A 21032-nucleotide genomic window follows, 5' to 3' on the forward strand; every position below is an offset into this window, starting at 1 on the left:
CGGTGCGGGAGCGTTCAAGGGTGGGGTGGTGTTGCAGGGGTGCCCGGTCAGTGGCGGGCGATCACGTCCAGCACGCAGTCGAACCGGTGGACGTTGTCGGCCTCGAGGTCCGAGGCGACGAGCGTCGGCTGCTGCGAGGTGGCCGTGATGCGGGAGATCCAGCCATGCTGGGTGACGATCCCTGCCCGCCACGCATGGAAGAAGCCCGCGTACATGAGGTCGCAGTTCTGCGCCGCCTGTGCGCGTCTGCTCGAGTAGGAGCGGATGGAGATGGTGAACGCGGCCGACGACTCGACGGGCCCGTTCTGGACGCTCACGGGCGCCGACGCGCCGACGATCACGAGGGGGAACTGGAGGGACGCCTCGGCGTCCACCTGGGTCTCCACGGTCATGTCGTCAGGTGCGGCGGCGGCCGCGAGCTCGTAGGCGAGGCTCAGGGCGTCGACCGTGAACCTGGGCATCAGAACCTCCGTGCGGCGTTCGAGAAGATGAACGTCCCCGGCACGTGGGTGCCGCCCTTGGTGACGTGGCCGAACTCGATCGGCCACGCGGCCGGGTCGTCGGACCAGACGGCACGGTCGGTGACGCCCTTCTTCCCGCGCACGCGGCCGGACTGGATCGACGACTGGAAGTCGCCGGTGTCGCGGTGCTTCGCGGCCTCAGTCTGCACGGCCCGTTCGACACGGTGCATGGCGGCGTCCATCTCCGGCATCTCACCGGCGATGCGCGCGGCGATGATCCCCGCGTTCTTGTTGATCTTCGCCATCACATCCCCTTCCCGTAGCGAGAGGTGAGGGTGACGTCGTAGTGCGCCGTCCTCGGGGACATGCCGTAGATGCGTGCCTCACCGGACTGGTCGAACGCGCGGCCCTCGTAGGGGCCGGCCGTGACGGTCACCGTGGAGTTCACGCCGCCCGGCCAATCACCCCGTCCGATGAGCGTGTACGAGGTGCGGGCCTGCACGCCGAGCGCCTCGGCCTCCTCGGCCGTCACCGGCTGCAGGGCGACCCCACCGACGTGGATGGGGTCGCCGGGCTCGAGGGTGGTGCCCATCGAGTCCTTCACCTCGACCATCGGGGTGACGGTCACGGCGTGCGGGCCACGATCGAGGAGACTCATGGGCCCACGTCCTCGCCGAGGGGAGTGGACAGCTGGTCGCCGCCGCCCCAGCCGAACTGGAACCTCCACTGCGGAGGCACCTGCCGGCGTGACGTGAGGTAGCCGTCCGTCTCGACGGCGACGGAGCGAATCTGGCCGATGCCGAGCTTCGCCCAGTCGTCGTCGAGGATGTCGAGCAGCCCGGATGCGACCTGCAGGTTCAGCGAGTAGGAGTAGTTCCCCTCGCCCTCCTGCCGCATGATGCCGTTGTCGGGGGCCCGCAGGACCCTCGCGACGGCTTCGGCTTCGATGTCCGCGACCAGCAGTGCGAACTCCTGGTCTTCCTCGGCACGCTGGTCAAGGTCAGGAATCCTCGCGCGGAGCAGCCTTTCGGCTCGCTCGAGGAGCTCGTCGACGTACTGGCTCTCGGTCTCCGTCAGATCCCGCATCAGCGACGTCTCGACGTCGGCCGGCTTCCCGATGGCCATCACCGGCCTCCTCCCAGTCAGGTCCGAGGGACCGGGCGTCGTGGTCGCTGTGGACCACGACGCCCGAGCGCTTGTTGCGGAGGCGCATCAGCCCTCGCCCCCGGTGCCCTCCTCGAAGGCCGAGAACGCGGTGGCGTCGATGTACCAGCCGGCCTCGAACTCGATGCGGTAGAGGATCATGTTGTCCTGGAACGCGTTCCAGGTCTTGCCGGCGCCGTCGACCCACGAGGCCTGGTCGGAGCGGGTGAGCTCGACGTTCTCGGAGAAGCCCCAGTGGAGCTTCGTCCAGTCGCCCACGTAGCCGCGGACGCCGGTGTCGGCGTTGGAGCCGACGCGGCCGGAGACGGCCCGGCCGAACGCGGTCTTGAGACCGGCGAACTGGCCGACCACGCTGTTGAGGTTCGGCATCGGGGAGGTGCCGCCGGCCGGGGCGAGCTGCTGCTGGGAGGCCAGCGCGAGCTTCGTCCGGTAGCGGGGGTCGAACGCGAACCCGTCGGGGTCGGAGTCGACCGCGGCGAGGTCGTAGCCCGCGAGGATCTGCGGCACCAGGTCACCGTCGGTGAGGGTCACACGGTTGGTGGTCTGGTTGATGAAGGGCGCGTTCGGGATCGGAGTCCCGTTGAACGCGGACTTCCCGTAGAAGATGCCGAGGTCGAGCTGCCGCTGGACCGCGTTCTGCATGTCCTGCTGCATGATCGTGAGCATCTGCGCGGGGTTCGCGCGGGCGGCCTCCTTGGACACGCCGACAAGGCCGGCGAACTTCCACGGGACGACGCTCTTCGTGGTGAAGGTGACGTCGGAGGCGGGCTTCGGCGAGGCCTCCGCCGTGTAGCCGACCTCGAAGCCACCCTCGTACACGGGGATGACCTTGCCGTTGGTCGGCATCGGCTCGGAGGGCGAGAGCTGTCCGGCGACAGACTGCTCGAACGCCTGCTTCATGGTGGTCGCTGCCCAGTCCTGCGGCAGGGGGACGGAGAGTCCGTCGAGGGTGATAGCCATGGTGGCTGTCCTTTCAGATGAGGGGGATCAGAGTCCGAAGAACTGCTTCGCCACCGCGTCAGCGGAGGGCTCGGCAGGGTCAGCCGCCTGGGCCGGGTCGAGACGACGCTCCTGGGGCGTCTCTCCGCGCAGCTCCGCGAGGGACTGCACGGCGTTCTTCCACGCCTCCTCGTCGTCACCGACGACCTGGGGCGCGTACTTCCGGGGGAGGCCCGCGTCGATCAGCAGGTTCTCCTTCGCACGGATCGTCGCGAGCTCGGACAGTTCCGACTCCTTCGACTTCACCGCGTCGTCGGTGAGCTGGACCGTGGCCTGCAGCTCCTCGACGGTCTTGGTGGACTCGTCGCGGGCCTTGACGGCGTCGTCGCGCTCCTGCGCGAGGGCGGTCTTGTCGGCCTTCAGACGGTCCACGTCGCCGCGGAGGTTCTGGATCAGGGTCCACGCCTTCTCGGCGTCGAACTCGGAGTCGTCTCCCCACGGCTTCTGCTGGTCGGACATCGGTGCCTCCTGGGCATGGTGAGGACCGCCCACCTGGGACGGTCGCTGTCGGATGGTGGCGGTCAGGCCGCCGTCCGCGTCGCTCCGACGGAGCCACGCAGGTCTGTGATGGGCAGGCTGTCGCCTGCCTCCTCGAGCCGCCGGAGCGCCTGCTCGACGGCGGACAGGTTCGGATTCTTCGCCGAGATCTTGTCCCAGTCGGCGTTCTCGATCGCGTCCTTGTAGAACTGCTCGAGCTTCCGCCAGTCCTCCCGGCCGGGCCACGCCTCGAACGTGTAGATCGGCACGACGAGGCAGTCGCAGTTCGGGTGGTACGTGTTCACGTACCCCGCGGTCGTGGTGTCGTACAGATCGGACGCCTTGACCCGGCCGGCCGCCGACGCGGACTCGTAGACGGGCCCGCGGGATGCGAGCATCACGCAGAAGCCGCAGTTCTCGGCGCCCGTGAGCATCCGCGCCCACGACACGGCCCGGGACTCGCGCAGCGACCGGTCGACACCGTCGAGGCCGCGCAGCTTCCGGTACAGGTCGCCCTGGCGTTCCTCGAGGCTCTTGAACTGGCTGGGCGTGAGCGCATCCCTGGACCAGTGCGACCGGTCCATCTCCGACGCAGGCTCGCGGCCGTCCTCGACGGTCCGCACGACGGTCTGCCTGGCCGCGTCCTCGACGTGCTGGCCGAGCATCGGTGCCACGATCTGCACCGCCTCATCGGGCGAACCCCGCAGGTTCTCCTCAAGGACCGTCCGCACGGACGCCTCCGAGTAGCCCGACGGCGCCGACACGTACGGTGCGACCCTGCCGCCGGTCTGCTGCTCCGCCTGCGTGCGGATCATGTCGACCGCATGCGTGTGCGCCTGCACCCGGTGCGCGCGCACGGTCTCCGTGAGCGCCGGTGTGAGCGCCGCGATCGACGCGTCCCGCTCGGTCCGGTCGTACATGGACCGGATGAGCCGGCCGACGGCAGCCTCAGCGGCACGCCGAGTCGCGTCGAGCGCGAGCCGGTAGGCGGCGAGGATCATCAGGCCCCCATCTGGTTCCGCATCCCGGCGACGGCGTCACCGCGCGCGTCCTCCCGGGCCTTCTGCTCCGGGGTCAGCTGCAGGTAGTCCCGTGCGGTCTGCGCCGACACGACGCCCTGCGCGTGCGCCTGCAGGATGTTCGCCGACTTCGCCGACGCCGACGTGAGCGCCGGATCACGCCACTGCAGCTCGAGCGTCTCGAGCCCGGCGACCGTCTGGCCCTGCATCTCGAGAGCGAGACGCGCCGTGTCCTCGATCGCGTCGCCGAACATCGACTGCTTCACCTCGGCCCGCGCGATCAGCCGGTCCTTCGCGACCCGCATCGCCTCCGCACTCGATGGGTTCTCCGTCGCGATGCCGAGCATCGACGGCGGGATCCCCGTGACCGACGAGATGATCTGCGCGTACAGCTTGTAGGTGTTGATGATCTGCGACAGATCGGCGCCCGGGATCTGCCCGGCCGACGCACCCGACGGGCCCGTGATGAAGTGCCCGAAGTACGACTTCAGGGCCTGCTCCATCGAGGCCGGCGACGCAGCACCGTCCGCGAACACGTACCGCGTCGGCATCGCCAGGAGCTCCTGGGCGACCTGAAGGTTCGTCAGGGACCTCGACGCAGCGTCCGTCGTCGTCGTGATCTCGATGATCTCCGACCGGCCGTTGACGTCGCCGAGGCGTGCCTTGTTCGTGATCGGCACGACCGCCGGCCGCGACGCACCCGTCGCGATCCGGGCCTCCCGCAGCTCGACCCACTGGCCGCCGTCGTGACGGTAGTAGCGGGTCTCGCCGGGCAGGTAGTGCGCCACGAAGCTCTGGCCGTCGCGCTTGTAGCGGCGCAGTGCCTCTGCGACCTGGCCCATGTGGTCGTACTCGACGGCCATGCCGAGGCGCCGGTGCGCGGTGATCCGCGGGATGTCGCCGGGGCCGGGCCCGACGATGAGGAACGACTGGCCCTGCACGAGCGCCTCGACGATCGCGAGCTTCACCGCCGTGTCGAGGTTGTTGGCCTGCCACCAGGCGCGCAGCAGATCCGGGACCGCCTGGTCGGCCGCGAGAGTGAACCCCTCCGGGTTGAGCACCTCGGCGAGGACGTCGACGGCGAACTTCGGGAACGGGGCGACCTGCTCGAGGACCCGCACCTGCGGGGGCAGGGACACGCCGAGCGCGTCGAGCTGCACCGTGCCCTCGTAGTAGCCCTCGAGCTCGGCGAACTTCAGAGGCATGCCGGACCGGCGGATCAGGGACTCGAAGCTCACCAGATCACCACCCTCGTCTTGTTGTGCCGCTTCTCGTAGTCGTCCGACGCCTTCACGATCCGGTAGACCATCCGGGCGCCGATCACGCACACCGCCGCGTCGATCTTGTTCGGCGACTTCGGCGACTCCTTCTTGATCGAGAACCGGCCCCGCGTCTCGTTCACCCGGGCGTTCCCGATGTGCCTCGACGTGTCCCAGTTCCCGTCATGCGTGAACCCGCCATCCTGGATCTCCGCGAAGCACATCTCCGCGGCCTCCGCGAACTGGTACGCATGCGAGCGCATGTCCCAGGCGATCGCCGCCGGCTCCTTGCCCTTCGGCACCGCCCACAGCAGCAGATCGTCGCCGTACGTCTCCGGCCAGGAGGTCTTCACCTGCGACTCCCACTCGCGAACGTCCGCCCAGAACGCGAGCACCGTGAACCGCTCGAACACGCGGGCGAGTGCGACCTCGACCGCGCCGACGTTCACAACCCCGGTGGCGCGCTCCGGCGCCCACACTCCGACCGTGAACACGTGCCCATCCGACAGGCAGCAGCCCACCAGTGCCGTGTGGTCGTTGCTCTTCGACCCGTCGAAGAACAGGACGATCTCCTCACCGTCCTCGAGCTCACGGGCAGGCTCCGCGAGGACCGACCACTCCTGCAGGGTGATCCACGCGTTCTCCGCAGCGTTCGGCTGGTTCAGGAAGAACCGGCGCGCCCGCGACACCGGGTAGTTCGTCGCCCAGATCTGGTTGCGGATCGCGTCGATCTTGTCGCCAGTGACCCACGGGCAGTCCGCGTACACGAACTCCAAGGCCTCCGTCAGACCAATCTCGCCCGGCTCCGGCTCATCGTGCAGCACAGCATTCGGTGGGGCCACCACGGCGTCGTACAGGATCCCCTGCGTCGCCCGCGTGTTCCCCTCCTGCTGCTCACACCACGCCTCGAACGTCGACTCCGACACCGACTGCGCGCCCGGCGTCCACGCGTTCGACGTCTCCAGCACCCGCGAGCCCGTCTTCACCGCGTTCTGCGTCAACGTCTCCATCAGCCCCGGCCCGCCCATCCCCGGCGTCCAGTGCTCCGTCTCGTCACCGATCACGAACGACACCTCGGCGCCCTCAGCGGACCCCTCCGACGACGTGATCTGCTCGAGCTTCCCGCCGTACGGCGTCTCGATATACGTCTTCCCCGAGTCCAGGCCGAACTTCTTCGCCAGCGGCGTCCGCTTGTTCGCCATCGCCCGGATCATCCGCATCGTGTTCGCCGTCTGCTTCTCCGACGTCGCCGCGATCTGCACCAGCGGCATCGACACCGGCATCCCGACGACACCGCCGGGAACCTCGGGATCGAACTGCGCAACCCGCACCGGGCCCAGGAGCTCAGCGAGCGCGAGGACCGCCGCGAACGGCGACTTCCCCGACCCCTTCGCCAGGCGCCGCACACCCCGGTTGTACAGCCAGCGACCATCACGATCGACCGCGTAGAACCACAGGATGAACCGGGCCTGCCCCGTCGTCGGCTCGAACGGCCGACCAGCCGCCGGACCGTTCGGCTGCCGGATGTTGTCCTCGATCCACCACAGGACCTCGTAGCCCAGCGTGAACTCCGGGGCACCCTCCGGCATGGTGACGGTCCGCTCACGAGGAGCTACCCGAGTCGCTGCCTCCACTTGTCCATCACCACGACCTTCGAATCGTCATCGTCCTCAGCGGACGGGCGGGACAGCTCGATCTGCAGGCGGCGACGGTCTCCCTCGGTCAGCATCAGCCCGGTCAGCGCCGACATGATCGTCTGCAGCATCTGCCCGGACCGCTTCGCGCCGTTCTTGTAGTAGGACAGGTCGTCCATCAGCGAGTACGCGACCGCCCAGTCCGACGGCTCGTAGAAGCGTGCCTGCCCGGACTGGCCCATCGCCTTCCACAGGCGCTTCGCGATTGGATGCCAGTCGCGGGACGCCGCCGGCTGCTTCACCGCGTCGGCGCCCGCCGCCTTCACGACGTCACGCTCGGGAGCGTTGCGCCGCTGCCGGGAGTCGGAGCGCTTCGGCATCGGTCCTCGAGTGCCCATCGTCCGCGCCTCCTATGCATACCCATACATGCGGTGGTGACGATCGAGGGTCAGAACGACCTCAAAACCCGTACAGGATCCGAGAGCCTAAACGCGGAGCGGCGCGGGCCGGGTGGGGGAGGGTATCCCCCGGGTAGGTATGCACAGGATGCATAGGCATGCAGTGCGTGTCAGCTGCGATTCGCGCGCTTCTGCGTCTTGATCAGCCCTGGATGGGTCTCGGTCGGCCGGTGCTGTCGCTTGGGCCGGCGGCGGGCGGTGCCGCCGTCTCGGCCGGTGCGCTTCATGTGGCAGGACCGGCAGAGGAGCCGGAGGTTCTGGAGGCTGTGGTCGGTGCCGCGGACGATGTGGTCGACGTCGCGGCCTTGGCGTCCGCAGAGGACGCAGACCTTGTCGCGCGCGATGACTGCGCGTCGTCGCACTGCCCAGTCGCTGGGCAGTTCGGCCATGCGCCTGTGGTCGTTGTTCCAGCCGCTGCGCCTGGTGCTCATCAGTGCTTGCCTGGCCGGTGGCCGGTGGCGCGCAGGTGGAGGTTGGAGCAGTAGCCTTCGGCGCGGCCTGGCATGTACTTGGTGAGGTGGCGGACGCAGCGGTCGAAGTCGCCGGGTGTGCCCCAGCGGATCTTGAGGCCGCCCTTGCCGGTGGTCCAGTAGCGGCGGAGTTCCTCGGCGTTGCCGTCGCCTGGTCGGAGGTCTGCCATGGCTCGCCTCCTTGCGGGGTGACTACCGGAGCTGGGCCTTCTGGAGTTCGGTGAGGCGGTCGTGGTCTTCGCGGGCGAAGATCTCGAGGAGCTGCCGGGCCTCGCCGGGGAGGGTGTCGGGGAAGCTGTCGAGGGGGCGGGTGCTGTAGAGCGGGGCGAGGGGCGGGAGCGATGAGGGGGCGGGGAACTCGCGGGGGCCCCGGGTGATCGTGTCTGTGATGAGGCGGGGGGCTTCGTTGAGCCGCTCGAGGGTGAGGTCGGTGTGCCAGCTGGGGTTGTTGCCGTAGCGGGCGTGGGCGTCGCGCTCGGCTGCCGTGTGGGCGTCGGCCTGTGCGGTGGCGCGTCGCTGTCCGGTCTTCCTGATGTTGAGGATGAGGAGGACGGTCATGACGATCGCGGCGATGGCGAGGACGCCGCCGAGGCTGGCGAGGGGGCCTTCGTTCTGGCCGGCGAGGCCGACGAACAGGAACGCGAGGATCCAGAGGGCCGCGGTGGCGATGCCGTAGATGCGGGTCTTCTTGCGGATGTCGTCGACGTTGACGGGGCCGGCCTGGGCGTGGGCTCGAGCGTTCTCGATGCTGGTGTCGCGGACGGCGTTCCAGATGTCGTTGCGAGCGAGGGTGGTCTCGGCCGTGGGCGCGGCGGCGCTCTTCCAGGTCTCGAACTGCTGCCCTTCGGGGGTGACCCGCCACTGCGCGTAGTGGGCGTTCTGGGCGGTCTGTGCTGCCTCGTTGGTGATGCGCTGCAGTTCGAGGTCGCGTTCGGCCTGCTCCTTGGCGAGACGGTTCTGCTGGAACGTCATCCCGGCCATCTGCAGACTCATGAGCCCGAGGTAGGTGTTGGTCTTCATGGTGTGAGCCCTCGCTGTTGGATCCTGCCTGGATCTTAGCTGTGAGGGCGGACGGTTGGGCCCGCCCCTGGCGCGTGGGGTGCGCCTGTGCGCCAGGGGCGGGGTGCGCTGCCCTCCCGCGGGGGCTGCGCGCCGGGGAGCCGACTCGGGGGATGAGGTGGCTCGACCCGGGGTATGCGAGAAGCCCTCGTGCACCGTGATGGTGTCCGAGGGCTTCTGGGCATGCTGGTTCCTGGGGTCAGTGTCTCACGGCTTTTCGTCGCCTGCAACGTCGTCGAGGAACTCGATCGGGAGGCCGTCGGGGAGAATCATCTCGGCGCGGCGGGTGATGACGTTGCCGTCGTTGGACAGGAGGGCTCCGGCGATGAGGTGGCCCTCGGGCTTCGACGGATGGGTGGGGGTGACGTGCTCGTCCACGCGAATGATCACATCGGTGCCGTCGTAGCGGGGCGTCGGCGGGGTGAGCTTGATGGTGCGCCCCTTGATGTCCCATCCGTCGCCGAGGTGCTGGATCTGGCGGAAGCTCATGCGGTTCTCCTTGCGTGGAGGATGTCGCCGGCGCGGTACCGGCCTGGGCGGGATTCGCTGATCTTCCCACGGTGCCGCCACGTGGTGATGGTGGACGGGTTGATGCCGAGGTGGGTGAGGTCGCGGCGGGTGAGCTCGTGGTCGGGGTTCTGCTCGAGGGCGTCCCAGACGTCGTCGATGCTGCGGGTCGGGGGCGGGGCGATGTTGGGGGCGTTGCCGGTGAGGCGGGCGAGCCTCCACCAGAGGGCGTCGATGTCGGTCCGCCAGGCGTCGGCCCAGGGGGATTCGAGGATCATCGGGGTGAGGTCGTGGAGGCGCCGCCAGTTCTCGGTCCAGGTGCGGCGGGCCCGGCCGTCGAGGGTCTCGACCCATTCGCGGATGATCTGCTGGGGGTGGGGGAGGTCGTCTCCGTGGTCGGCGTCCGAGGCGTAGGGGGCGAGCATGGCGAGGGCGTCGCCGCCGGGCATGCGGGGTGCGGTGCCGCGGACGGGGGCGAGGCTCATGCAGTACCCGGTGATGGCGGTCATGGTGTCGGACAGCTGGGGGAGCCATTGGCGGATGTCGTCGAGCCGGTTGCGGTAGCGGGCGATCTGGTTGAGCTGCTCGAAGTCGCCGGGCAGGTCGGTGGTCATCGGTGTGCCTTCCTGGTGGGTGCGGGCTGGGCCCAGGTGGTGCGGTTGCCGGTGGTGGTGACGATGAGCCCGGCGCCGTACATGCGGGCGAGAGTGCGGGTCATGTCGCGGATCTTGGCGGGGTCGCGGGTGGCGAGGATCGCGATGGGCCGCGGGTCGGCGGGCAGGTGGACGGGGATCGTGGTGGTCATGCGGTGGCCTCCTCGTCGAGGGCGGGGGTGATGGGGTCTCCGTAGCCGGCGGCTCTCAGCTGCGCGAGGAGGCTGTCGAGGGTCATGCGGATGGTGTGGTCGGGGCCGGCCTGCATGGTGGCGGTGAGGTCGGCGGGGTAGGCCCGCCAGGTGGCGAGCCAGGACGCGCGCACGTACGCCCACCAGCGGTGTGCGTTGGCGGCGGAGACGCCCTTGCGCTTGGTGATGAGGGCGCCGGCGAGGGCGTCGGCGTGGTCGAGTTCGGCTTCGAGCTCGAGCATCCACGCTTCGATCTGGGCGTCGGAGGCGGTCTCGGCTGCGTGGCCGCCCTTGACTTCGAGGTGGACGTAGGGGGCGAGGCGGACGTCGCCGATGTCTTGGGCTCCGGCGAGGGCGAGTCGTTCGGCCCAGGGGAAGCCGAGGGGGCGGGCGGCTCGGACGACGGCGGTCTCGGCGGCGGTGCCGATGTTCTTGGGCCGGTTGGTCATGCTGCGGTCTCCTGTCGGGTGGTGAGGCGGTCGTTGATGAGCTGGCGGATGATGTCGCGGGGCCCGGTGGTGTCGGTGCTGCCGGTGGTGACGTGGTGGTCGGAGCCGGGGGTGAGGTCGTCGAGGACGCCGATGGTGCGGGTCAGGACGGCGTGGATGCGGGCGTCGAGGGTGTGCTCGGCGATGAGAGTGGTGATCTGCACGGGCCGGGTCTGGCCGATGCGATGCTGTCGGTCTTCGGCCTGGACGACGTTGGCCGGGGTCCAGTCGGTCTCGGCGAACAGGGCGGTGGATCCGCGGGTGAGGGTGAGGCCGACGCCGGCGGCGACGATCTGGGCGATGAGGACGTCGACGTGGCCGGCCTGGTAGGCGTCGACGGCTTCGGCGCGGGCGTCGTGGGTCGTGGCGCCGTCGAGGGTGCGGACGCGGGTGTCGGGCCGGTCGGTGGCGATCTGGTCGGCGAGGGCTGAGGTGACGTCGCGGTGGATGGTCCAGACGATGAGGGGGTCGTCGGGTGCGCCGTCGAGGTGCGTGGAGATCCAGTCGACGGCGGCGGGGACCTTGGCGAGGCCGGTGGCGCGGCGTAGCTGGGAGATGAACGGGAGGGCGTCGGCGACGAGCTCGCTGATCTGCTCGTCGGTGGGGGCGGGGTGCCGCTCGAGCCAGGTGTCGATGGTGTCGTCGAGGTCGGCGTGGGCGGTGCGGATGGCGGCGGGGTCGGGGGTGACGTGGTGGAGGGCGCGGAGCTTCGCGGGGAGCTGGGGGAGGACGTCTGCCTTGGTGCGGCGGGTCCAGACGTGCTCAGCGAGGAGCTGGTGGAGCTGGGGGAGCTTGGAGGTGATGGGGAGGCGGCCGCCCTTCCAGGGGGCGGGGGTCGTGTACTGGTCGACGATGTCGCGGCCGGTGAGGCCGATCGCGTCGTTCTTGTCGAGGATCGCGAGGAGGGGGATGACGTCGAGGGGTGTGGAGACGATCGGGGTGCCGGTGAGGCAGATCCGCTCGTGGGCGGCCTTCGCGATGCGGATGACGGCCTTGGTGCGGCGGGTGCCGGGGTTCTTCATGCGGTGGGCTTCGTCGACGATGAGGAGGTCCGGCGCCCAGGCGGTGAGGTCTTGCTCGAGCTGCCGGCGGGCGGAGATGAGGGAGTCGGCGGCGATGACGTAGCCGGCCTGGGGGAGCTGCTGGCCGGGGTTCTTCGTGGCTGGGGTGATGGCGAGAATTTCTCCGTCGGTGCATTCCGCGTTTCGGGTGCGGCGTGTTTCTTTTTCCCAGTTGGTGACGAGGATGGGCGGGCAGATGATGAGGGCTCGGTGTGCATTCATCATTCGCGCGGCGAGGAGTGCCTGGATGGTTTTCCCGAGGCCGGGTTCGTCGGCGATGAGGGTGTGGCCGTTCCAGGCGGCGGCGCAGGCGCCGTCGAGTTGGTAGGGGAACGGGGTGGGGGTGAAGGGCGGCGTGGTCACCATTGGGGGTCCTCCGGTCCGACGTGGATCTCTCCGGTGAGCTTGTTGATGTGGACGTCTGTTCCCGGGGAACGGTGGGGCTTCGAGTGCTCCGTTTGGGAACCCTGACCGTTCCCCTCCCCCTCGTAGAGGGAGGGGGAGGGGGGAACGGTCGATGAGGACTGTTCCCGCGTGCTGTCGGGAACGGTCGGGGAACGGTGGGGAACGGTCGTGGTGTAGGCGTCCAGGTCGCCGGTGAAGTCGTCGCTGTCGGGGTCGCTGTGGGACCGGTAGACGTTCGCCGAGCGGAACATGCGGGCGTTGCGCGGGCCGGAGGTCTCGAGGATCCAGCCGCCGTCGGCGAGGAGGTTGATGGCCTCTATGACGGTGTCCCGCTTGGCCTTGGACCCGGATTCCTTGTACGTGTCGAGAAGGCCCCGCAGGGAGGTTTCTTCTCGCATTGTTTCGAGAATGCGGGAAATCTTTTCCATAACCTTCGTGGGCCTGAACGGCTTATCAGGGTCGGCGGCCTGGAGTTCCCCGTATTCGGGCGGCTGCACGGTGACGGTGGTGGTGCCGTCCTGCAGTGTGGAGTCGAGGCGTACGCGTGCGGCTTCCTGGGTGCGGTCGGACTTCCGCCATGCCCCGGCGTGAGCTCGGACGGCTCCGGGGCGGTCCTTGGTGACGCGGACGGTGAGGGCGCCGTCGAGGCCGACGCCGAGCGCGGACACGGGTTCGATGAGGAACGCTGCACCGTCGATGGCGGCCATCTTGGCCTGCCCGCCGATGGGGAACCTGCCCCGGCCCTCCGCGGACTTGACGACGTGGTCGACGAGGGCGACGGCGGCGCTGGTGTCGCGGGCGATGCGGCGGGGGATGTCGCGCATCCACGCGGTGATCTCGTCGTTGTCCATGGTGGACTTCCCGGCGAGGCCGAGGGCTTCGGTGACGCCGTCGAGCACGCACAGGTCCCACTGCTGGGCGAGGAGCCGCGTGAACTCGGGGGCTTCGTGGAAGGTGTGGGGAGAGGCTTCGGGGCGGACGTACGCGAACGTGTCGCCGAGGAGCTGGGCGGTGGTGGTGCCGAGGGCGGTGAGGCGTCCGGTGACGTCGGGGGCGTCGGACTCGAAGTCGATGTAGAGGACGCGGCCGCCGGCGGCGAGGGTGGTGGCGGCTGCGTGCTGCACGATCCAGGACTTCCCGGATTCGGACTCGCCGTACACGGTGTGGACCTTGCCGGGGTAGAAGAGGCAGGGGCCGTCGGTGCGGGCCATGATGGTCGGTTCGGGCCTCTGGTAGGTGCCGTCGAGGATGCGGGTGAGGTCGACGGGCCGCCATGAGGGAGCGGGCTCGTCGCTGGCGGGCGGTGCGGTGGGGTCGAGGAGCCGGTCGAGGTCGGACGCGGGCTCGTCGGCCGGGGCCGCCGTGCTGCTCGGCGCCGGCGCCGAGGCAGGGGCCTGGTCGACGAGCGTCGACAGGTCGGTCGGGCCGTGGTCCTGGGCGCGTTCGATCGTCGCTCGGGGGTCGGCGTGGGCGGCTTGGGCGACGGCCCACGCGAGGATGCCCCGCCATTCCTCGAGGGCGGCGTGCCCGGTGCGGGGAGTGCCTTGTTGGCCGTGGCCGGGTTGGGCGACGGCGTCGAGGAAGGCTTCGCGGAGCTGCTGCTCGGCGAGCTGGGCGGGGTAGTAGCCGGCGGCGGCCTCCTTGAGCATCCCGGCGAGGATCGAGACGGCCCGCTGGTGGCGGGAGTCGCCGGCCGTGATGGCCTTCTTGTAGGTGGCGGTGAGGGTGCGGAGCTTGTCGAGGTCCTGGCCGGTGTCGTGCCGGGCGATGAAGTCGCGGATGGTCTGGTCGGTGGCGACGTCGACCGGGGTGGTGGTGTCGGCGAGGAGGCGGGCGATGCTGTCGGGCAGCTGGGGGACCTGGCCGGTGCGGCCCCAGGCGTAGTGGCCGTCGGGGTCGGGGTGCTCGGTGGGGGCGACGATGATGACGCCGTTCGCACCTCTCAGGTCGCCCCAGCCGGTGGGGAGGCGGCCGAGGCCGTTGCCGAGGGTGCGGCCGGGCGGCTGGGCGTAGATGTAGTGGCGGCGGGCGGCGTCGGAGCGGCGGGTGCGTTGGAAGGGGGCGGGGTGTTCGGTGAGGGCGGTGGTGAGGACGTCGGGGAGTCTGGTGGGGGTGTCGACGTCGATGACGATGGCGCCGGAGCGGCCGACGTGGAGGAAGATGCCGGCGTCGGTGTGGGTCATCCAGGTGTCGGCGATGATCTCGGGGTCGCGGGTGGTTTTGGACTGCCACTGCTTGCCGAGGATGGAGCCGGGGTGCTTGGTGCCGGGGCGGACGGGGCCGACGTGCCAGCCGTGCTTGGCGTATTCGAAGGCGGCGGCGAGGGTGTCGAGGCCGGTGATGTCGGGGATGGTGAGGGGTGTGGCGGGGTGGGGCTGGGTGGCGGTCATGGTCACGCTGGTCCTCCCAGGTAGTCGTCGATGGTGAGCTGCTCGAGGGGGCGGGTCTGCTCGAGCAGGGCGCGGGCGTTCGCGGCACGGCGCGCCATGACGGCGTTGATCTCGTGCGCGAGCCGGGACCGCTTGACCGCGCACGCGGCGGAGTCCTCGCGGGTGCGGGCGGCGAGCGACGGGACGGCGTTCATGGCCTTCGCGAGGTCGATGTGCTTCTCGTAGAGCCGCTCGTCCTCGGCCTGGTAGGCGGCCGTGGTCCGCTGCTCGGCTTCGGCGAGGAGGACGTCCCAGCCGTCCATGCCGCGCTCGTGGAAGTCGCGGCGGGCGGGCGGCTTCTCGCCGTCCTGGCCGGACAGGAGCGCCACGACGATGCCAATGTGCTTGATGGCGAGGTCGTCGAGGGTCACGCGGCGACCGCCTGGAGGAGGAACGCGGCCCGCTGGTGGCCGGTCCGGTGTGCGGCGCGTAGCGCGGAGCGATCCTGCGTCCAGCCGCAGCGGCGGATGGCGTCCTCGCGGGGGACGCCTTGCTCGAGGAGGTCCACGAGATCGTCGAGCCGCTCGGCGGCGGTGGCCCGGGTGCGGCCGGGGCCGCGCTCGAGGGTGACGCCGCCGCGGCCGCGCCGGACGGACTCGACGATGGCGAGGAGCCGCACGATCTCGTCACGACGTGCAGGGTCAGCGACATGCTCGGCCCGCGCCTCGAGGTGATCCACGAGGACGTCCAGGTCGGTGCCGGCGGCGACCGCGTCGCGGATCCGCGCATGTCGGCGGTCTCGCTCCCGCGCGTACTCCCGGTTCGCGGTGCGGCAGAGGCCGCAGCGGCAGCCGGTGACGTACCTGGTTCGGGTGCCGTGGGTGCTCATGGGTGGGTCTCCGGGGTGGCGGTGTAGCAGGTGTGGTCGATGGCAGCCGTGTAGCCGGTGCCGCCGTAGTTGATGTGGGCGCCGTTGGCGTCGTGGCGGGTGCCGAAGGGGATGCTGGCGCCGTCGAGGGGGCCGCCTTGGAAGGTGACGTACTGGTCGCCGCGGGCGGGCCGTGGGGTGGGGCAGGTGTGGAGGGCGTGGACGCTGATCCACACGGCGGCGATGGCCGCCCATTCCGCGGTGACCCAGTCGTGTTGGTAGGCGGCGATGGCAGCGCCTGCGGCGGCGCTGGCTGCGGCGGCCCAGGTGAAGATGCGAGCGAGGCGGCTCATCGCTGGGCCTCCCTCGCGGCGGTCAGGGCGATCCGTGCGAGCTTGGTCCAGTCCTCGGATGCCTCGTCAAAGGTGCCGGGCTCCTCGGAGTGGAGCCACAGCGCCCCGGCCGCTTCCCGCACCTCCTCGTCGGTCGGCGGGAGGGACGCGGCCCACTCGGCACCAGTGACGAAACCGCGCCGGTAGGCGATGTGCTCGTCGGAGTCGTAGGTGGTGCCGTCCTCCCGGCGGATCGGGGAGTGCGCGATAGTGGCGGCGTCCTCGGCTTCGGCTCGGGCGCGGTCGGTGATGCTCATCGCTCCTCACCGGCCTCGGTGCGCTGTCGGTCGGTGATGGTCATGCGATGTCCCCCAGGTCGGTGAGGTAGGTCAGGAGCGCCCATGTGGTGAGCGAGGTGATGAGCGTCAGCGGCAGCGCCCTGGCGACCCCGGCGGCGTCGCCGCGCTCGAGCGCGATGTTCGTGGCCTCAGCGGTCAGGAATGCGGTGATCGAGTAGGCGAGGAGGAGCCCGCCGAGACGCACCGAGGTGCTGGCGGCCGCGCGGTTCATGAGCCGCTCGTACTCGGCGGCCTCATCCGCGGTCGCGGGGCTCATGCGGTGCGCCGCATGGGGACGATTCCGCCGCCGGCGGCGGGCATGTCGGACAGGTCGGCGATGAGGGAGAGGCGGGTGTCGCGGCGTGCGGGGAACTGGCGGGTGGTGCCCTTGGGGTCGAGGCCGAGGTCGCGCAGCACCTGCCGGGCGCCGAACTTGGTGCCGTTCTTGTGGCCGAGGGGGAAGCTGTTCGGGTCGTCCCCCGTGCAGGCGACGATCCGGAGGAGGCAGGCGTCGGTGTCCCATTCGAGGTAGCAGTGGGCGGGGGCGCCGATCGCTTCGTAGGCGGCCTGGTTGAGGCCGATCATGTGGGCCTTGCTGACGGTGACGATGGGGTCGGCGGCGGCGCGGCCGCGCTTGGACTTGTTCTTCTTGACCTTGGTGAATGCCATGACGGCGGGGTCCTTCCTGGTTGCGGGATTGAAGGAGAGATAGGGGTGCCCGGCCGACGTCTCGAACGTCGCGTTGCCAGCGCCGGGCGGCCGCTCAGGCGGCGAGGTTCTGGCGGAGGATGCCGATGACGTCGACGTCCATGCCGAGCTGGGACGCGATCGTGGCGTCGTCGAGGCCGAGCTGGATCAGCTGCTTCGCCTTCTCCTGCGGCCCCGGACCCTGCGCAGACGCGGCCGCCGGGGCGGCCTGGGCGGCGGGCGCTTGAGCCTGCGCCGCCGCCGGGGTCGGGTTGTCCTGCCCGGTGAGGTTCGACAGGCCCGCCGTGCCCGCGGTCACCTCGTACTGGAACAGCTTCGGCGGGTTGAACCGCGGGTTCTTCCGCTCCCCGTCACCGACATACGTCGCGGTGAACTGGTCGCCCTGGCGGGGGTTCCGGCCGAGGCCCTTGGCGGCCTGCCGGAAGGCCTTGAGCTGGTCGCCCCAGCCCTTGATGTAGACGTTGCGGTGGCCGTCGTCGTCCGGGCCGGTGGACTCGCTGGTGGCGATGGTGACGACGATCTGCTCCTGGGGGCGGCCGTCGTCCCAGAACGCGGGCTTCCCGGAGTCGTAGTCGTTGACCTGCCGGATCTGCACGTCGACGATCTCGCCGGTGTACAGGTCGCCCGGTGCCTCGAACTTCGCGGTCGCGCCGCCTCCGGCGAGGATCTGGTCGAGGGATGAGAGGTCGCTCATGGTCATGCTGCCTTCCTGGTTGTGCGGGATGCGGTGGTGATGCCCAGCTCGGTGGCGAGCCGGGACGGTTGGGTGGCCCAGTCCGGGTAGCGGCGGCAGGAGAAGCAGCCGGGTGCCCGGTCCAGGGCCGTGATCCACTCGTCGCGCGCGGTCTCGGAGATGGAGGCGAGGGCGGTGACGTTCGCGTGGACTCGGTTCGCGCGCTCGAGGGCGGCCCGGGCGATGGCCGGGTCGTAGTCCTCGACGTGGATGACGTCCTGGGTGAGGGAGACGGCGTTGCGGGGGAGGTGCGCGATGGCGACCCGCTCCGGGGTGTGGCCGGCGTTCTCCCAGCCGAGGCCGTACAGGTGGGCCTGCACCCGGTACACCTCCTTGACACCGGCCTTGGCGGTGCGGAGGGTCTCGGCGCCCACGATCTTGTGGTCGAGGACGGTGCCGGTCGCCTGGTCGTACAGGTCGCAGGAGCCGGTGATCGGGTGGGGGCCGATCATGCCGACGTAGACGCGCTGCTCGACGAGCCACCGGCCGCGGCCGCCGGTCTTCACGGCGGTCTGGGAGGCGGTCTCGAAGATGCGGGCGAGTTCGGCGTGGACGGCGGTACCGATGAACGGGAGCCACGGGATGTCGCGTTCCTGCTCGGCCCATCCGGCGAGCTTCGCGGCGAGGCAGTGGGTGCAGTCGGTGCCGAGTTCGGAGGGGCCGATGATCTTCTGCAGGGAGCGGGGCTGGTTCCGGATGGCGTCGGTGATCGTGGACAGGTAGTCGTCGATCGGGTTCGCCGTCTGGTCGTGGCCGAGGAGCTGCTCGAGGGTCGTCATGCGATCACCTCGGCGGCCTCACGGGCGAGACGCTCCACCCAGCTGATGACCGTCTCGGGGGTCATGTGCAGTGCGCCCTCGCTGGGGCCGTACGGCTGTCCCGGCCAGTACTGGCCGGCGTGAAGCGTGTCGAAGCCGATCCAGTTGCCGCGCCCGTAGGTGATCTCGCCCCAGGGGACGCTGGTGTCGATGTCCGAGAGGTCTCGCGCCGCGAGCCACGGGTGCGCCTCGGGGAGGCGCACGTACCCGTTGACCGCGTCGTAGATCGGTGCGGAAGCGGCGACCCACGTGATGCCGTCGACCTCTCCCGAGGCGACGATCTTCGACTTGAGCGGGAAGTCCGTCAGGTTGGTGCTCATCAGGAGATCCGGACGGTGGGGGAGCCGGCGGTCTGGTAGTCGGCGAGGGTGAGCTGGCCGAGCTCGCCGGCGGCCTTGACCTTCGCCGTGTCGACCTTGGGGGCGTACAGCTCCGGGTGGGATGCGACGGGGAACGCGGCCTCGACCTTCTTCGCGTCGAGACGGCGGGGCACGGTGACCGTCACCTTGTAGGGGCCGGCCTGGGTGGTGCCTTCGCCGGCGAGGAGGGCGATCTGGTCGTCGTATTCCTTGCGGAGGGTGTCGAGGTTCTTGATCTCCTCGGCGATCTTGGCGCGGTGCATGGCGAGCTGTTCGAGGTCGGCGGCCTGCTGCTCGGGGGTGAGGGTGTTCATCGGTTCGTGTCCTTCCGGTTGCGGGTGTGGCGTTGGTGGAGTTCGCGGATGGCGGCGATGGCCATGAGGAGGGCGATGGTGGTGAAGCCGCCTGCGGCCATGACGACTCCGCCGATGACGTCCCAGTCGGGGCTGTTCATGCGGCGGTGCCCCAGGCGTGGGCGCGGCGGGCGCGGATCTTGGCCTCGAGTTCGGTGACGCTGGGGCCGGTGGGGGTGTGGGCGGCGCGGGCGGCGTCTTCGACGCTGGTGCCGTCGAGGCCGAGCATCTTGCGGTAGGCGCGGGAGAGGGCGACGCCGGTGCCGAGCGGCATGTCCATGCGGGTGCGGGCGTTGATGCCGGCCTGGATCTGGTCGCGGACGGTAGGCTGGGCCATGAGAGTTCCCTTCGGGGTTCGTGCGCCTCCACCCATGCCCGGGTGGGGGCGCTTCTTGTTGTGGTCAGGCGGCTGTCTTGATGCGGCGCCGCGGCTCGGGGGTGTCCACCTGTGCTCTGGGGGAGTCCACTCGAGTCACGAAGAGGTCGTCGACGTCGAGATGGAGGTAGTGGGCGATGCGCAGGGCCGGGTCCGTGTTGAGGGTCTTGGCCTCGCCGGTGATCAGTCGCCGCATGTAGCTGTGCGACTTCCAGCCCGCTGCGCGTGCGAGCTCACGTTGGGAGACGTTGAGCTTGCCCATGCGGCGGATGAGCTTGTCGCGGTTGATGAGCTCCATCCAGATCGCTCCGATAGTTGGGGGTGCGGTGACGAGATGCACTGTACTTCCTCCGAGTCCAGGTGTCCACTGATGGAGCACATCATGCACCTCGCAGTGTCCACGCGCAAGCACCGGGTTGTGACCTGCGGTTTGCGGCGTGTCCTGCTGTGACGCACGCACGTCTGCACGATCTGCGAAACTCTTAGTGTCCACTTGTGCTGTGCGTGTCGGTGCCCGGCCTGGTGGCGCTTCGTCGTCCGACCGCAGAGGATTCCGCCGTGAACGCATTGCACCCGCTCGGCCAGCTGATCCAGTCCGTCGAGGACTCGAGAGGCTGGACGCTGCGCGAGATCGCGCGGCGCATCGACGAGCGGGCAGGGCGGACGATCTCTCACGCCTACGTGGCCCGGCTGAAGAAGAAGCCGATCAGCTCGGTCACGTACGAGACGATCCATGCCCTCGCTGTCGGGCTCGACGTTCCGGAGCGCCTTGTTGGTGCTGCGGCTCTCGAGACGATGGGCGTTCGCGACCTCGACCAGTCAGAGGCCGGCGCCGCCGTCGCTATCGCCCGGGACCCCGGCCTCTCCGAACGCGACCGCAGGATCCTCCTCGCGGCAGTACGGGAGATGCAGGATGCGACCGACACCCAGCAGCACGAGCCCGCGCCGACATCGGCCTTCGACGTGGAGGATCCGGCTCAGCCAGATGGCGCAACAAGCAGACGGAAGCCGCCGCATGTCCGGCGGCCCGAGCGGCGTAGTGGTCCGGGCGACGAGGTCGTCACGCCGCAAGAGCTGCCTGCGGAGATGGATGGCATCGAGTTCCCGTGGCAGCTGGAGGACTTTGACCTCGCCGCCAAGCGTGGCAGGAACCGCGGCCGCGAGGCCCGGGAGCAGCAGGACCGCGACGCCGAGGACGGCGGGGCGTGAATCTGGCCAGCAGGGATCATCTCTCCGCGAAAGTAGTGCGCAAGGAGTGCAAGCCGCCGGTCGCGGCAATCGTCATTGCGCTGATGGGGGAGGGGTGGACAGTCGTGCGTGCAGGTCACAAGTTCAGGCTCCTCTGTCCGTGCGAGCACGACCAGCGTTCCATCAAGGTGAATGGCACGCCGCGCGTCCCGGATGTCCACGCTCAGCAGGTCGAGCGCTCAGCCAGGCACTGCCCGTTGAAGCACGACCTGATTCAGTGACGTA

34 protein-coding genes are annotated in these 21032 nt (G+C 69.8%); 2 read left to right on the forward strand and 32 right to left on the reverse strand.

Going from position 1 to position 21032, the window contains the following annotated elements:
• Positions 1–47: 47 nt before the first annotated feature.
• From Bra3105_RS17700 to Bra3105_RS17865, 32 genes are all read right to left on the reverse strand, one after another.
• Positions 48–461, reverse strand: coding sequence for a hypothetical protein (locus Bra3105_RS17700; RefSeq protein WP_228357979.1), 414 nt, complete (start codon positions 459–461; stop codon positions 48–50).
• A complete protein-coding gene (locus tag Bra3105_RS17705) occupies positions 461–766 on the reverse strand; it encodes a DUF5403 family protein (protein ID WP_228357980.1) in 306 nt (101 codons plus the stop codon). Before Bra3105_RS17705 ends, Bra3105_RS17700 begins: the two co-directional genes overlap by 1 nt.
• A complete protein-coding gene (locus tag Bra3105_RS17710; RefSeq protein ID WP_228357981.1) occupies positions 766–1119 on the reverse strand; it encodes a hypothetical protein in 354 nt (117 codons plus the stop codon). The genes Bra3105_RS17705 and Bra3105_RS17710 overlap by 1 nt, the downstream gene beginning before the upstream one ends.
• Entirely contained in the window at positions 1116–1586 is a 471-nt protein-coding gene (locus Bra3105_RS17715; protein ID WP_228357982.1) for a Gp19/Gp15/Gp42 family protein, read from the reverse strand. The genes Bra3105_RS17710 and Bra3105_RS17715 overlap by 4 nt, the downstream gene beginning before the upstream one ends.
• An 87-nt stretch (positions 1587–1673) precedes the next feature.
• Positions 1674–2585 carry a phage major capsid protein gene (locus tag Bra3105_RS17720; RefSeq protein ID WP_228357983.1) on the reverse strand — a complete coding sequence of 304 codons (912 nt, stop codon included), beginning with the start codon at positions 2583–2585 and terminating at the stop codon, positions 1674–1676.
• Positions 2586–2612: 27 nt separating this feature from the next.
• Positions 2613–3083, reverse strand: a complete 471-nt coding sequence (locus tag Bra3105_RS17725) for a hypothetical protein (protein ID WP_228357984.1) — start codon at positions 3081–3083, stop codon at positions 2613–2615.
• Between the two features lie 62 nt (positions 3084–3145).
• Positions 3146–4102: a VG15 protein gene (locus tag Bra3105_RS17730; RefSeq protein ID WP_228357985.1), complete on the reverse strand. Its 957-nt coding sequence runs from the start codon at positions 4100–4102 to the stop codon at positions 3146–3148.
• Entirely contained in the window at positions 4102–5358 is a 1257-nt protein-coding gene (locus Bra3105_RS17735) for a phage portal protein (protein WP_228357986.1), read from the reverse strand. The genes Bra3105_RS17730 and Bra3105_RS17735 overlap by 1 nt, the downstream gene beginning before the upstream one ends.
• Entirely contained in the window at positions 5355–6968 is a 1614-nt protein-coding gene (locus Bra3105_RS17740; protein WP_228357987.1) for a hypothetical protein, read from the reverse strand. The genes Bra3105_RS17735 and Bra3105_RS17740 overlap by 4 nt, the downstream gene beginning before the upstream one ends.
• Before the next feature lie 23 nt (positions 6969–6991).
• A complete protein-coding gene (locus Bra3105_RS17745) occupies positions 6992–7393 on the reverse strand; it encodes a phage terminase small subunit (RefSeq protein ID WP_228357988.1) in 402 nt (133 codons plus the stop codon).
• 188 nt (positions 7394–7581) lie between these two features.
• Entirely contained in the window at positions 7582–7902 is a 321-nt protein-coding gene (locus Bra3105_RS17750) for an HNH endonuclease (protein WP_228357989.1), read from the reverse strand.
• Positions 7902–8111, reverse strand: coding sequence for a hypothetical protein (locus tag Bra3105_RS17755; RefSeq protein ID WP_228357990.1), 210 nt, complete (start codon positions 8109–8111; stop codon positions 7902–7904). The genes Bra3105_RS17750 and Bra3105_RS17755 overlap by 1 nt, the downstream gene beginning before the upstream one ends.
• A 22-nt stretch (positions 8112–8133) precedes the next feature.
• Positions 8134–8961, reverse strand: coding sequence for a hypothetical protein (locus Bra3105_RS17760; protein WP_228357991.1), 828 nt, complete (start codon positions 8959–8961; stop codon positions 8134–8136).
• A gap of 246 nt (positions 8962–9207) precedes the next feature.
• Positions 9208–9489, reverse strand: a complete 282-nt coding sequence (locus tag Bra3105_RS17765; RefSeq protein WP_228357992.1) for a hypothetical protein — start codon at positions 9487–9489, stop codon at positions 9208–9210.
• The gene (locus Bra3105_RS17770) at positions 9486–10121 is read right to left on the reverse strand and encodes a hypothetical protein (protein WP_228357993.1); all 636 of its coding nucleotides are present in this window, start codon (positions 10119–10121) and stop codon (positions 9486–9488) included. Before Bra3105_RS17770 ends, Bra3105_RS17765 begins: the two co-directional genes overlap by 4 nt.
• On the reverse strand, positions 10118–10312 hold the full coding sequence (locus Bra3105_RS17775) for a hypothetical protein (RefSeq protein WP_228357994.1): 195 nt from the start codon (positions 10310–10312) through the stop codon (positions 10118–10120). The genes Bra3105_RS17770 and Bra3105_RS17775 overlap by 4 nt, the downstream gene beginning before the upstream one ends.
• The gene (locus Bra3105_RS17780; protein ID WP_228357995.1) at positions 10309–10800 is read right to left on the reverse strand and encodes a hypothetical protein; all 492 of its coding nucleotides are present in this window, start codon (positions 10798–10800) and stop codon (positions 10309–10311) included. Before Bra3105_RS17780 ends, Bra3105_RS17775 begins: the two co-directional genes overlap by 4 nt.
• Complete coding sequence (locus tag Bra3105_RS17785) at positions 10797–12266, reverse strand: DEAD/DEAH box helicase (RefSeq protein WP_228357996.1); 1470 nt, start codon at positions 12264–12266, stop codon at positions 10797–10799. Before Bra3105_RS17785 ends, Bra3105_RS17780 begins: the two co-directional genes overlap by 4 nt.
• Positions 12260–14695, reverse strand: coding sequence for a bifunctional DNA primase/polymerase (locus Bra3105_RS18525; protein WP_267061962.1), 2436 nt, complete (start codon positions 14693–14695; stop codon positions 12260–12262). Before Bra3105_RS18525 ends, Bra3105_RS17785 begins: the two co-directional genes overlap by 7 nt.
• A 2-nt stretch (positions 14696–14697) precedes the next feature.
• Positions 14698–15105 (reverse strand): hypothetical protein, encoded by a 408-nt coding sequence (locus tag Bra3105_RS17805; RefSeq protein ID WP_228357997.1) that lies wholly within the window; start codon positions 15103–15105, stop codon positions 14698–14700.
• The gene (locus Bra3105_RS17810) at positions 15102–15563 is read right to left on the reverse strand and encodes a hypothetical protein (RefSeq protein WP_228357998.1); all 462 of its coding nucleotides are present in this window, start codon (positions 15561–15563) and stop codon (positions 15102–15104) included. Before Bra3105_RS17810 ends, Bra3105_RS17805 begins: the two co-directional genes overlap by 4 nt.
• The gene (locus Bra3105_RS17815; protein WP_228357999.1) at positions 15560–15895 is read right to left on the reverse strand and encodes a hypothetical protein; all 336 of its coding nucleotides are present in this window, start codon (positions 15893–15895) and stop codon (positions 15560–15562) included. The genes Bra3105_RS17810 and Bra3105_RS17815 overlap by 4 nt, the downstream gene beginning before the upstream one ends.
• Entirely contained in the window at positions 15892–16191 is a 300-nt protein-coding gene (locus Bra3105_RS17820) for a hypothetical protein (protein WP_228358000.1), read from the reverse strand. The genes Bra3105_RS17815 and Bra3105_RS17820 overlap by 4 nt, the downstream gene beginning before the upstream one ends.
• A 40-nt stretch (positions 16192–16231) precedes the next feature.
• On the reverse strand, positions 16232–16489 hold the full coding sequence (locus Bra3105_RS17825; protein WP_228358001.1) for a hypothetical protein: 258 nt from the start codon (positions 16487–16489) through the stop codon (positions 16232–16234).
• On the reverse strand, positions 16486–16881 hold the full coding sequence (locus Bra3105_RS17830; protein WP_228358002.1) for a hypothetical protein: 396 nt from the start codon (positions 16879–16881) through the stop codon (positions 16486–16488). The genes Bra3105_RS17825 and Bra3105_RS17830 overlap by 4 nt, the downstream gene beginning before the upstream one ends.
• A 94-nt stretch (positions 16882–16975) precedes the next feature.
• A complete protein-coding gene (locus Bra3105_RS17835; protein ID WP_228358003.1) occupies positions 16976–17620 on the reverse strand; it encodes a hypothetical protein in 645 nt (214 codons plus the stop codon).
• Positions 17617–18432, reverse strand: a complete 816-nt coding sequence (locus Bra3105_RS17840) for a hypothetical protein (RefSeq protein WP_228358004.1) — start codon at positions 18430–18432, stop codon at positions 17617–17619. The genes Bra3105_RS17835 and Bra3105_RS17840 overlap by 4 nt, the downstream gene beginning before the upstream one ends.
• Positions 18429–18791 carry a hypothetical protein gene (locus tag Bra3105_RS17845; protein WP_228358005.1) on the reverse strand — a complete coding sequence of 121 codons (363 nt, stop codon included), beginning with the start codon at positions 18789–18791 and terminating at the stop codon, positions 18429–18431. The genes Bra3105_RS17840 and Bra3105_RS17845 overlap by 4 nt, the downstream gene beginning before the upstream one ends.
• Entirely contained in the window at positions 18791–19144 is a 354-nt protein-coding gene (locus tag Bra3105_RS17850) for a lipoate--protein ligase family protein (RefSeq protein WP_228358006.1), read from the reverse strand. Before Bra3105_RS17850 ends, Bra3105_RS17845 begins: the two co-directional genes overlap by 1 nt.
• Positions 19141–19284: a hypothetical protein gene (locus Bra3105_RS17855; protein ID WP_228358007.1), complete on the reverse strand. Its 144-nt coding sequence runs from the start codon at positions 19282–19284 to the stop codon at positions 19141–19143. Before Bra3105_RS17855 ends, Bra3105_RS17850 begins: the two co-directional genes overlap by 4 nt.
• Positions 19281–19520, reverse strand: coding sequence for a hypothetical protein (locus Bra3105_RS17860; protein ID WP_228358008.1), 240 nt, complete (start codon positions 19518–19520; stop codon positions 19281–19283). The genes Bra3105_RS17855 and Bra3105_RS17860 overlap by 4 nt, the downstream gene beginning before the upstream one ends.
• A 64-nt stretch (positions 19521–19584) precedes the next feature.
• Positions 19585–19857, reverse strand: a complete 273-nt coding sequence (locus tag Bra3105_RS17865) for a helix-turn-helix transcriptional regulator (RefSeq protein ID WP_228358009.1) — start codon at positions 19855–19857, stop codon at positions 19585–19587.
• 260 nt (positions 19858–20117) lie between these two features.
• Here Bra3105_RS17865 and Bra3105_RS17870 point away from each other — a divergent pair, with 260 nt between their 5' ends.
• Together Bra3105_RS17870 and Bra3105_RS17875 are read left to right on the forward strand one after the other, a co-directional pair.
• Entirely contained in the window at positions 20118–20768 is a 651-nt protein-coding gene (locus Bra3105_RS17870; RefSeq protein ID WP_228358010.1) for a helix-turn-helix domain-containing protein, read from the forward strand.
• Positions 20765–21028 carry a hypothetical protein gene (locus tag Bra3105_RS17875; protein ID WP_152353276.1) on the forward strand — a complete coding sequence of 88 codons (264 nt, stop codon included), beginning with the start codon at positions 20765–20767 and terminating at the stop codon, positions 21026–21028. Before Bra3105_RS17870 ends, Bra3105_RS17875 begins: the two co-directional genes overlap by 4 nt.
• The last annotated feature ends 4 nt before the right edge of the window (positions 21029–21032 follow it).

It is taken from the genome of Brachybacterium halotolerans subsp. kimchii (assembly GCF_020792675.1).
Taxonomy (GTDB): domain Bacteria; phylum Actinomycetota; class Actinomycetes; order Actinomycetales; family Dermabacteraceae; genus Brachybacterium; species Brachybacterium halotolerans.

Coding starts and splice junctions, on each gene's coding strand:
- Bra3105_RS17700 (WP_228357979.1), bottom strand. CDS start 461: ATGCCCAGGTTCACGGTCGACGCCCTGAGCCTCGCCTACGAGCTCGCG.
- Bra3105_RS17705 (WP_228357980.1), bottom strand. CDS start 766: ATGGCGAAGATCAACAAGAACGCGGGGATCATCGCCGCGCGCATCGCC.
- Bra3105_RS17710 (WP_228357981.1), bottom strand. CDS start 1,119: ATGAGTCTCCTCGATCGTGGCCCGCACGCCGTGACCGTCACCCCGATG.
- Bra3105_RS17715 (WP_228357982.1), bottom strand. CDS start 1,586: ATGGCCATCGGGAAGCCGGCCGACGTCGAGACGTCGCTGATGCGGGAT.
- Bra3105_RS17720 (WP_228357983.1), bottom strand. CDS start 2,585: ATGGCTATCACCCTCGACGGACTCTCCGTCCCCCTGCCGCAGGACTGG.
- Bra3105_RS17725 (WP_228357984.1), bottom strand. CDS start 3,083: ATGTCCGACCAGCAGAAGCCGTGGGGAGACGACTCCGAGTTCGACGCC.
- Bra3105_RS17730 (WP_228357985.1), bottom strand. CDS start 4,102: ATGATCCTCGCCGCCTACCGGCTCGCGCTCGACGCGACTCGGCGTGCC.
- Bra3105_RS17740 (WP_228357987.1), bottom strand. CDS start 6,968: ATGCCGGAGGGTGCCCCGGAGTTCACGCTGGGCTACGAGGTCCTGTGG.
- Bra3105_RS17745 (WP_228357988.1), bottom strand. CDS start 7,393: ATGCCGAAGCGCTCCGACTCCCGGCAGCGGCGCAACGCTCCCGAGCGT.
- Bra3105_RS17750 (WP_228357989.1), bottom strand. CDS start 7,902: ATGAGCACCAGGCGCAGCGGCTGGAACAACGACCACAGGCGCATGGCC.
- Bra3105_RS17755 (WP_228357990.1), bottom strand. CDS start 8,111: ATGGCAGACCTCCGACCAGGCGACGGCAACGCCGAGGAACTCCGCCGC.
- Bra3105_RS17760 (WP_228357991.1), bottom strand. CDS start 8,961: ATGAAGACCAACACCTACCTCGGGCTCATGAGTCTGCAGATGGCCGGG.
- Bra3105_RS17765 (WP_228357992.1), bottom strand. CDS start 9,489: ATGAGCTTCCGCCAGATCCAGCACCTCGGCGACGGATGGGACATCAAG.
- Bra3105_RS17770 (WP_228357993.1), bottom strand. CDS start 10,121: ATGACCACCGACCTGCCCGGCGACTTCGAGCAGCTCAACCAGATCGCC.
- Bra3105_RS17775 (WP_228357994.1), bottom strand. CDS start 10,312: ATGACCACCACGATCCCCGTCCACCTGCCCGCCGACCCGCGGCCCATC.
- Bra3105_RS17780 (WP_228357995.1), bottom strand. CDS start 10,800: ATGACCAACCGGCCCAAGAACATCGGCACCGCCGCCGAGACCGCCGTC.
- Bra3105_RS17785 (WP_228357996.1), bottom strand. CDS start 12,266: ATGGTGACCACGCCGCCCTTCACCCCCACCCCGTTCCCCTACCAACTC.
- Bra3105_RS18525 (WP_267061962.1), bottom strand. CDS start 14,695: ATGACCGCCACCCAGCCCCACCCCGCCACACCCCTCACCATCCCCGAC.
- Bra3105_RS17810 (WP_228357998.1), bottom strand. CDS start 15,563: ATGAGCACCCACGGCACCCGAACCAGGTACGTCACCGGCTGCCGCTGC.
- Bra3105_RS17815 (WP_228357999.1), bottom strand. CDS start 15,895: ATGAGCCGCCTCGCTCGCATCTTCACCTGGGCCGCCGCAGCCAGCGCC.
- Bra3105_RS17820 (WP_228358000.1), bottom strand. CDS start 16,191: ATGAGCATCACCGACCGCGCCCGAGCCGAAGCCGAGGACGCCGCCACT.
- Bra3105_RS17825 (WP_228358001.1), bottom strand. CDS start 16,489: ATGAGCCCCGCGACCGCGGATGAGGCCGCCGAGTACGAGCGGCTCATG.
- Bra3105_RS17830 (WP_228358002.1), bottom strand. CDS start 16,881: ATGGCATTCACCAAGGTCAAGAAGAACAAGTCCAAGCGCGGCCGCGCC.
- Bra3105_RS17835 (WP_228358003.1), bottom strand. CDS start 17,620: ATGACCATGAGCGACCTCTCATCCCTCGACCAGATCCTCGCCGGAGGC.
- Bra3105_RS17840 (WP_228358004.1), bottom strand. CDS start 18,432: ATGACGACCCTCGAGCAGCTCCTCGGCCACGACCAGACGGCGAACCCG.
- Bra3105_RS17845 (WP_228358005.1), bottom strand. CDS start 18,791: ATGAGCACCAACCTGACGGACTTCCCGCTCAAGTCGAAGATCGTCGCC.
- Bra3105_RS17850 (WP_228358006.1), bottom strand. CDS start 19,144: ATGAACACCCTCACCCCCGAGCAGCAGGCCGCCGACCTCGAACAGCTC.
- Bra3105_RS17855 (WP_228358007.1), bottom strand. CDS start 19,284: ATGAACAGCCCCGACTGGGACGTCATCGGCGGAGTCGTCATGGCCGCA.
- Bra3105_RS17860 (WP_228358008.1), bottom strand. CDS start 19,520: ATGGCCCAGCCTACCGTCCGCGACCAGATCCAGGCCGGCATCAACGCC.
- Bra3105_RS17865 (WP_228358009.1), bottom strand. CDS start 19,857: ATGGAGCTCATCAACCGCGACAAGCTCATCCGCCGCATGGGCAAGCTC.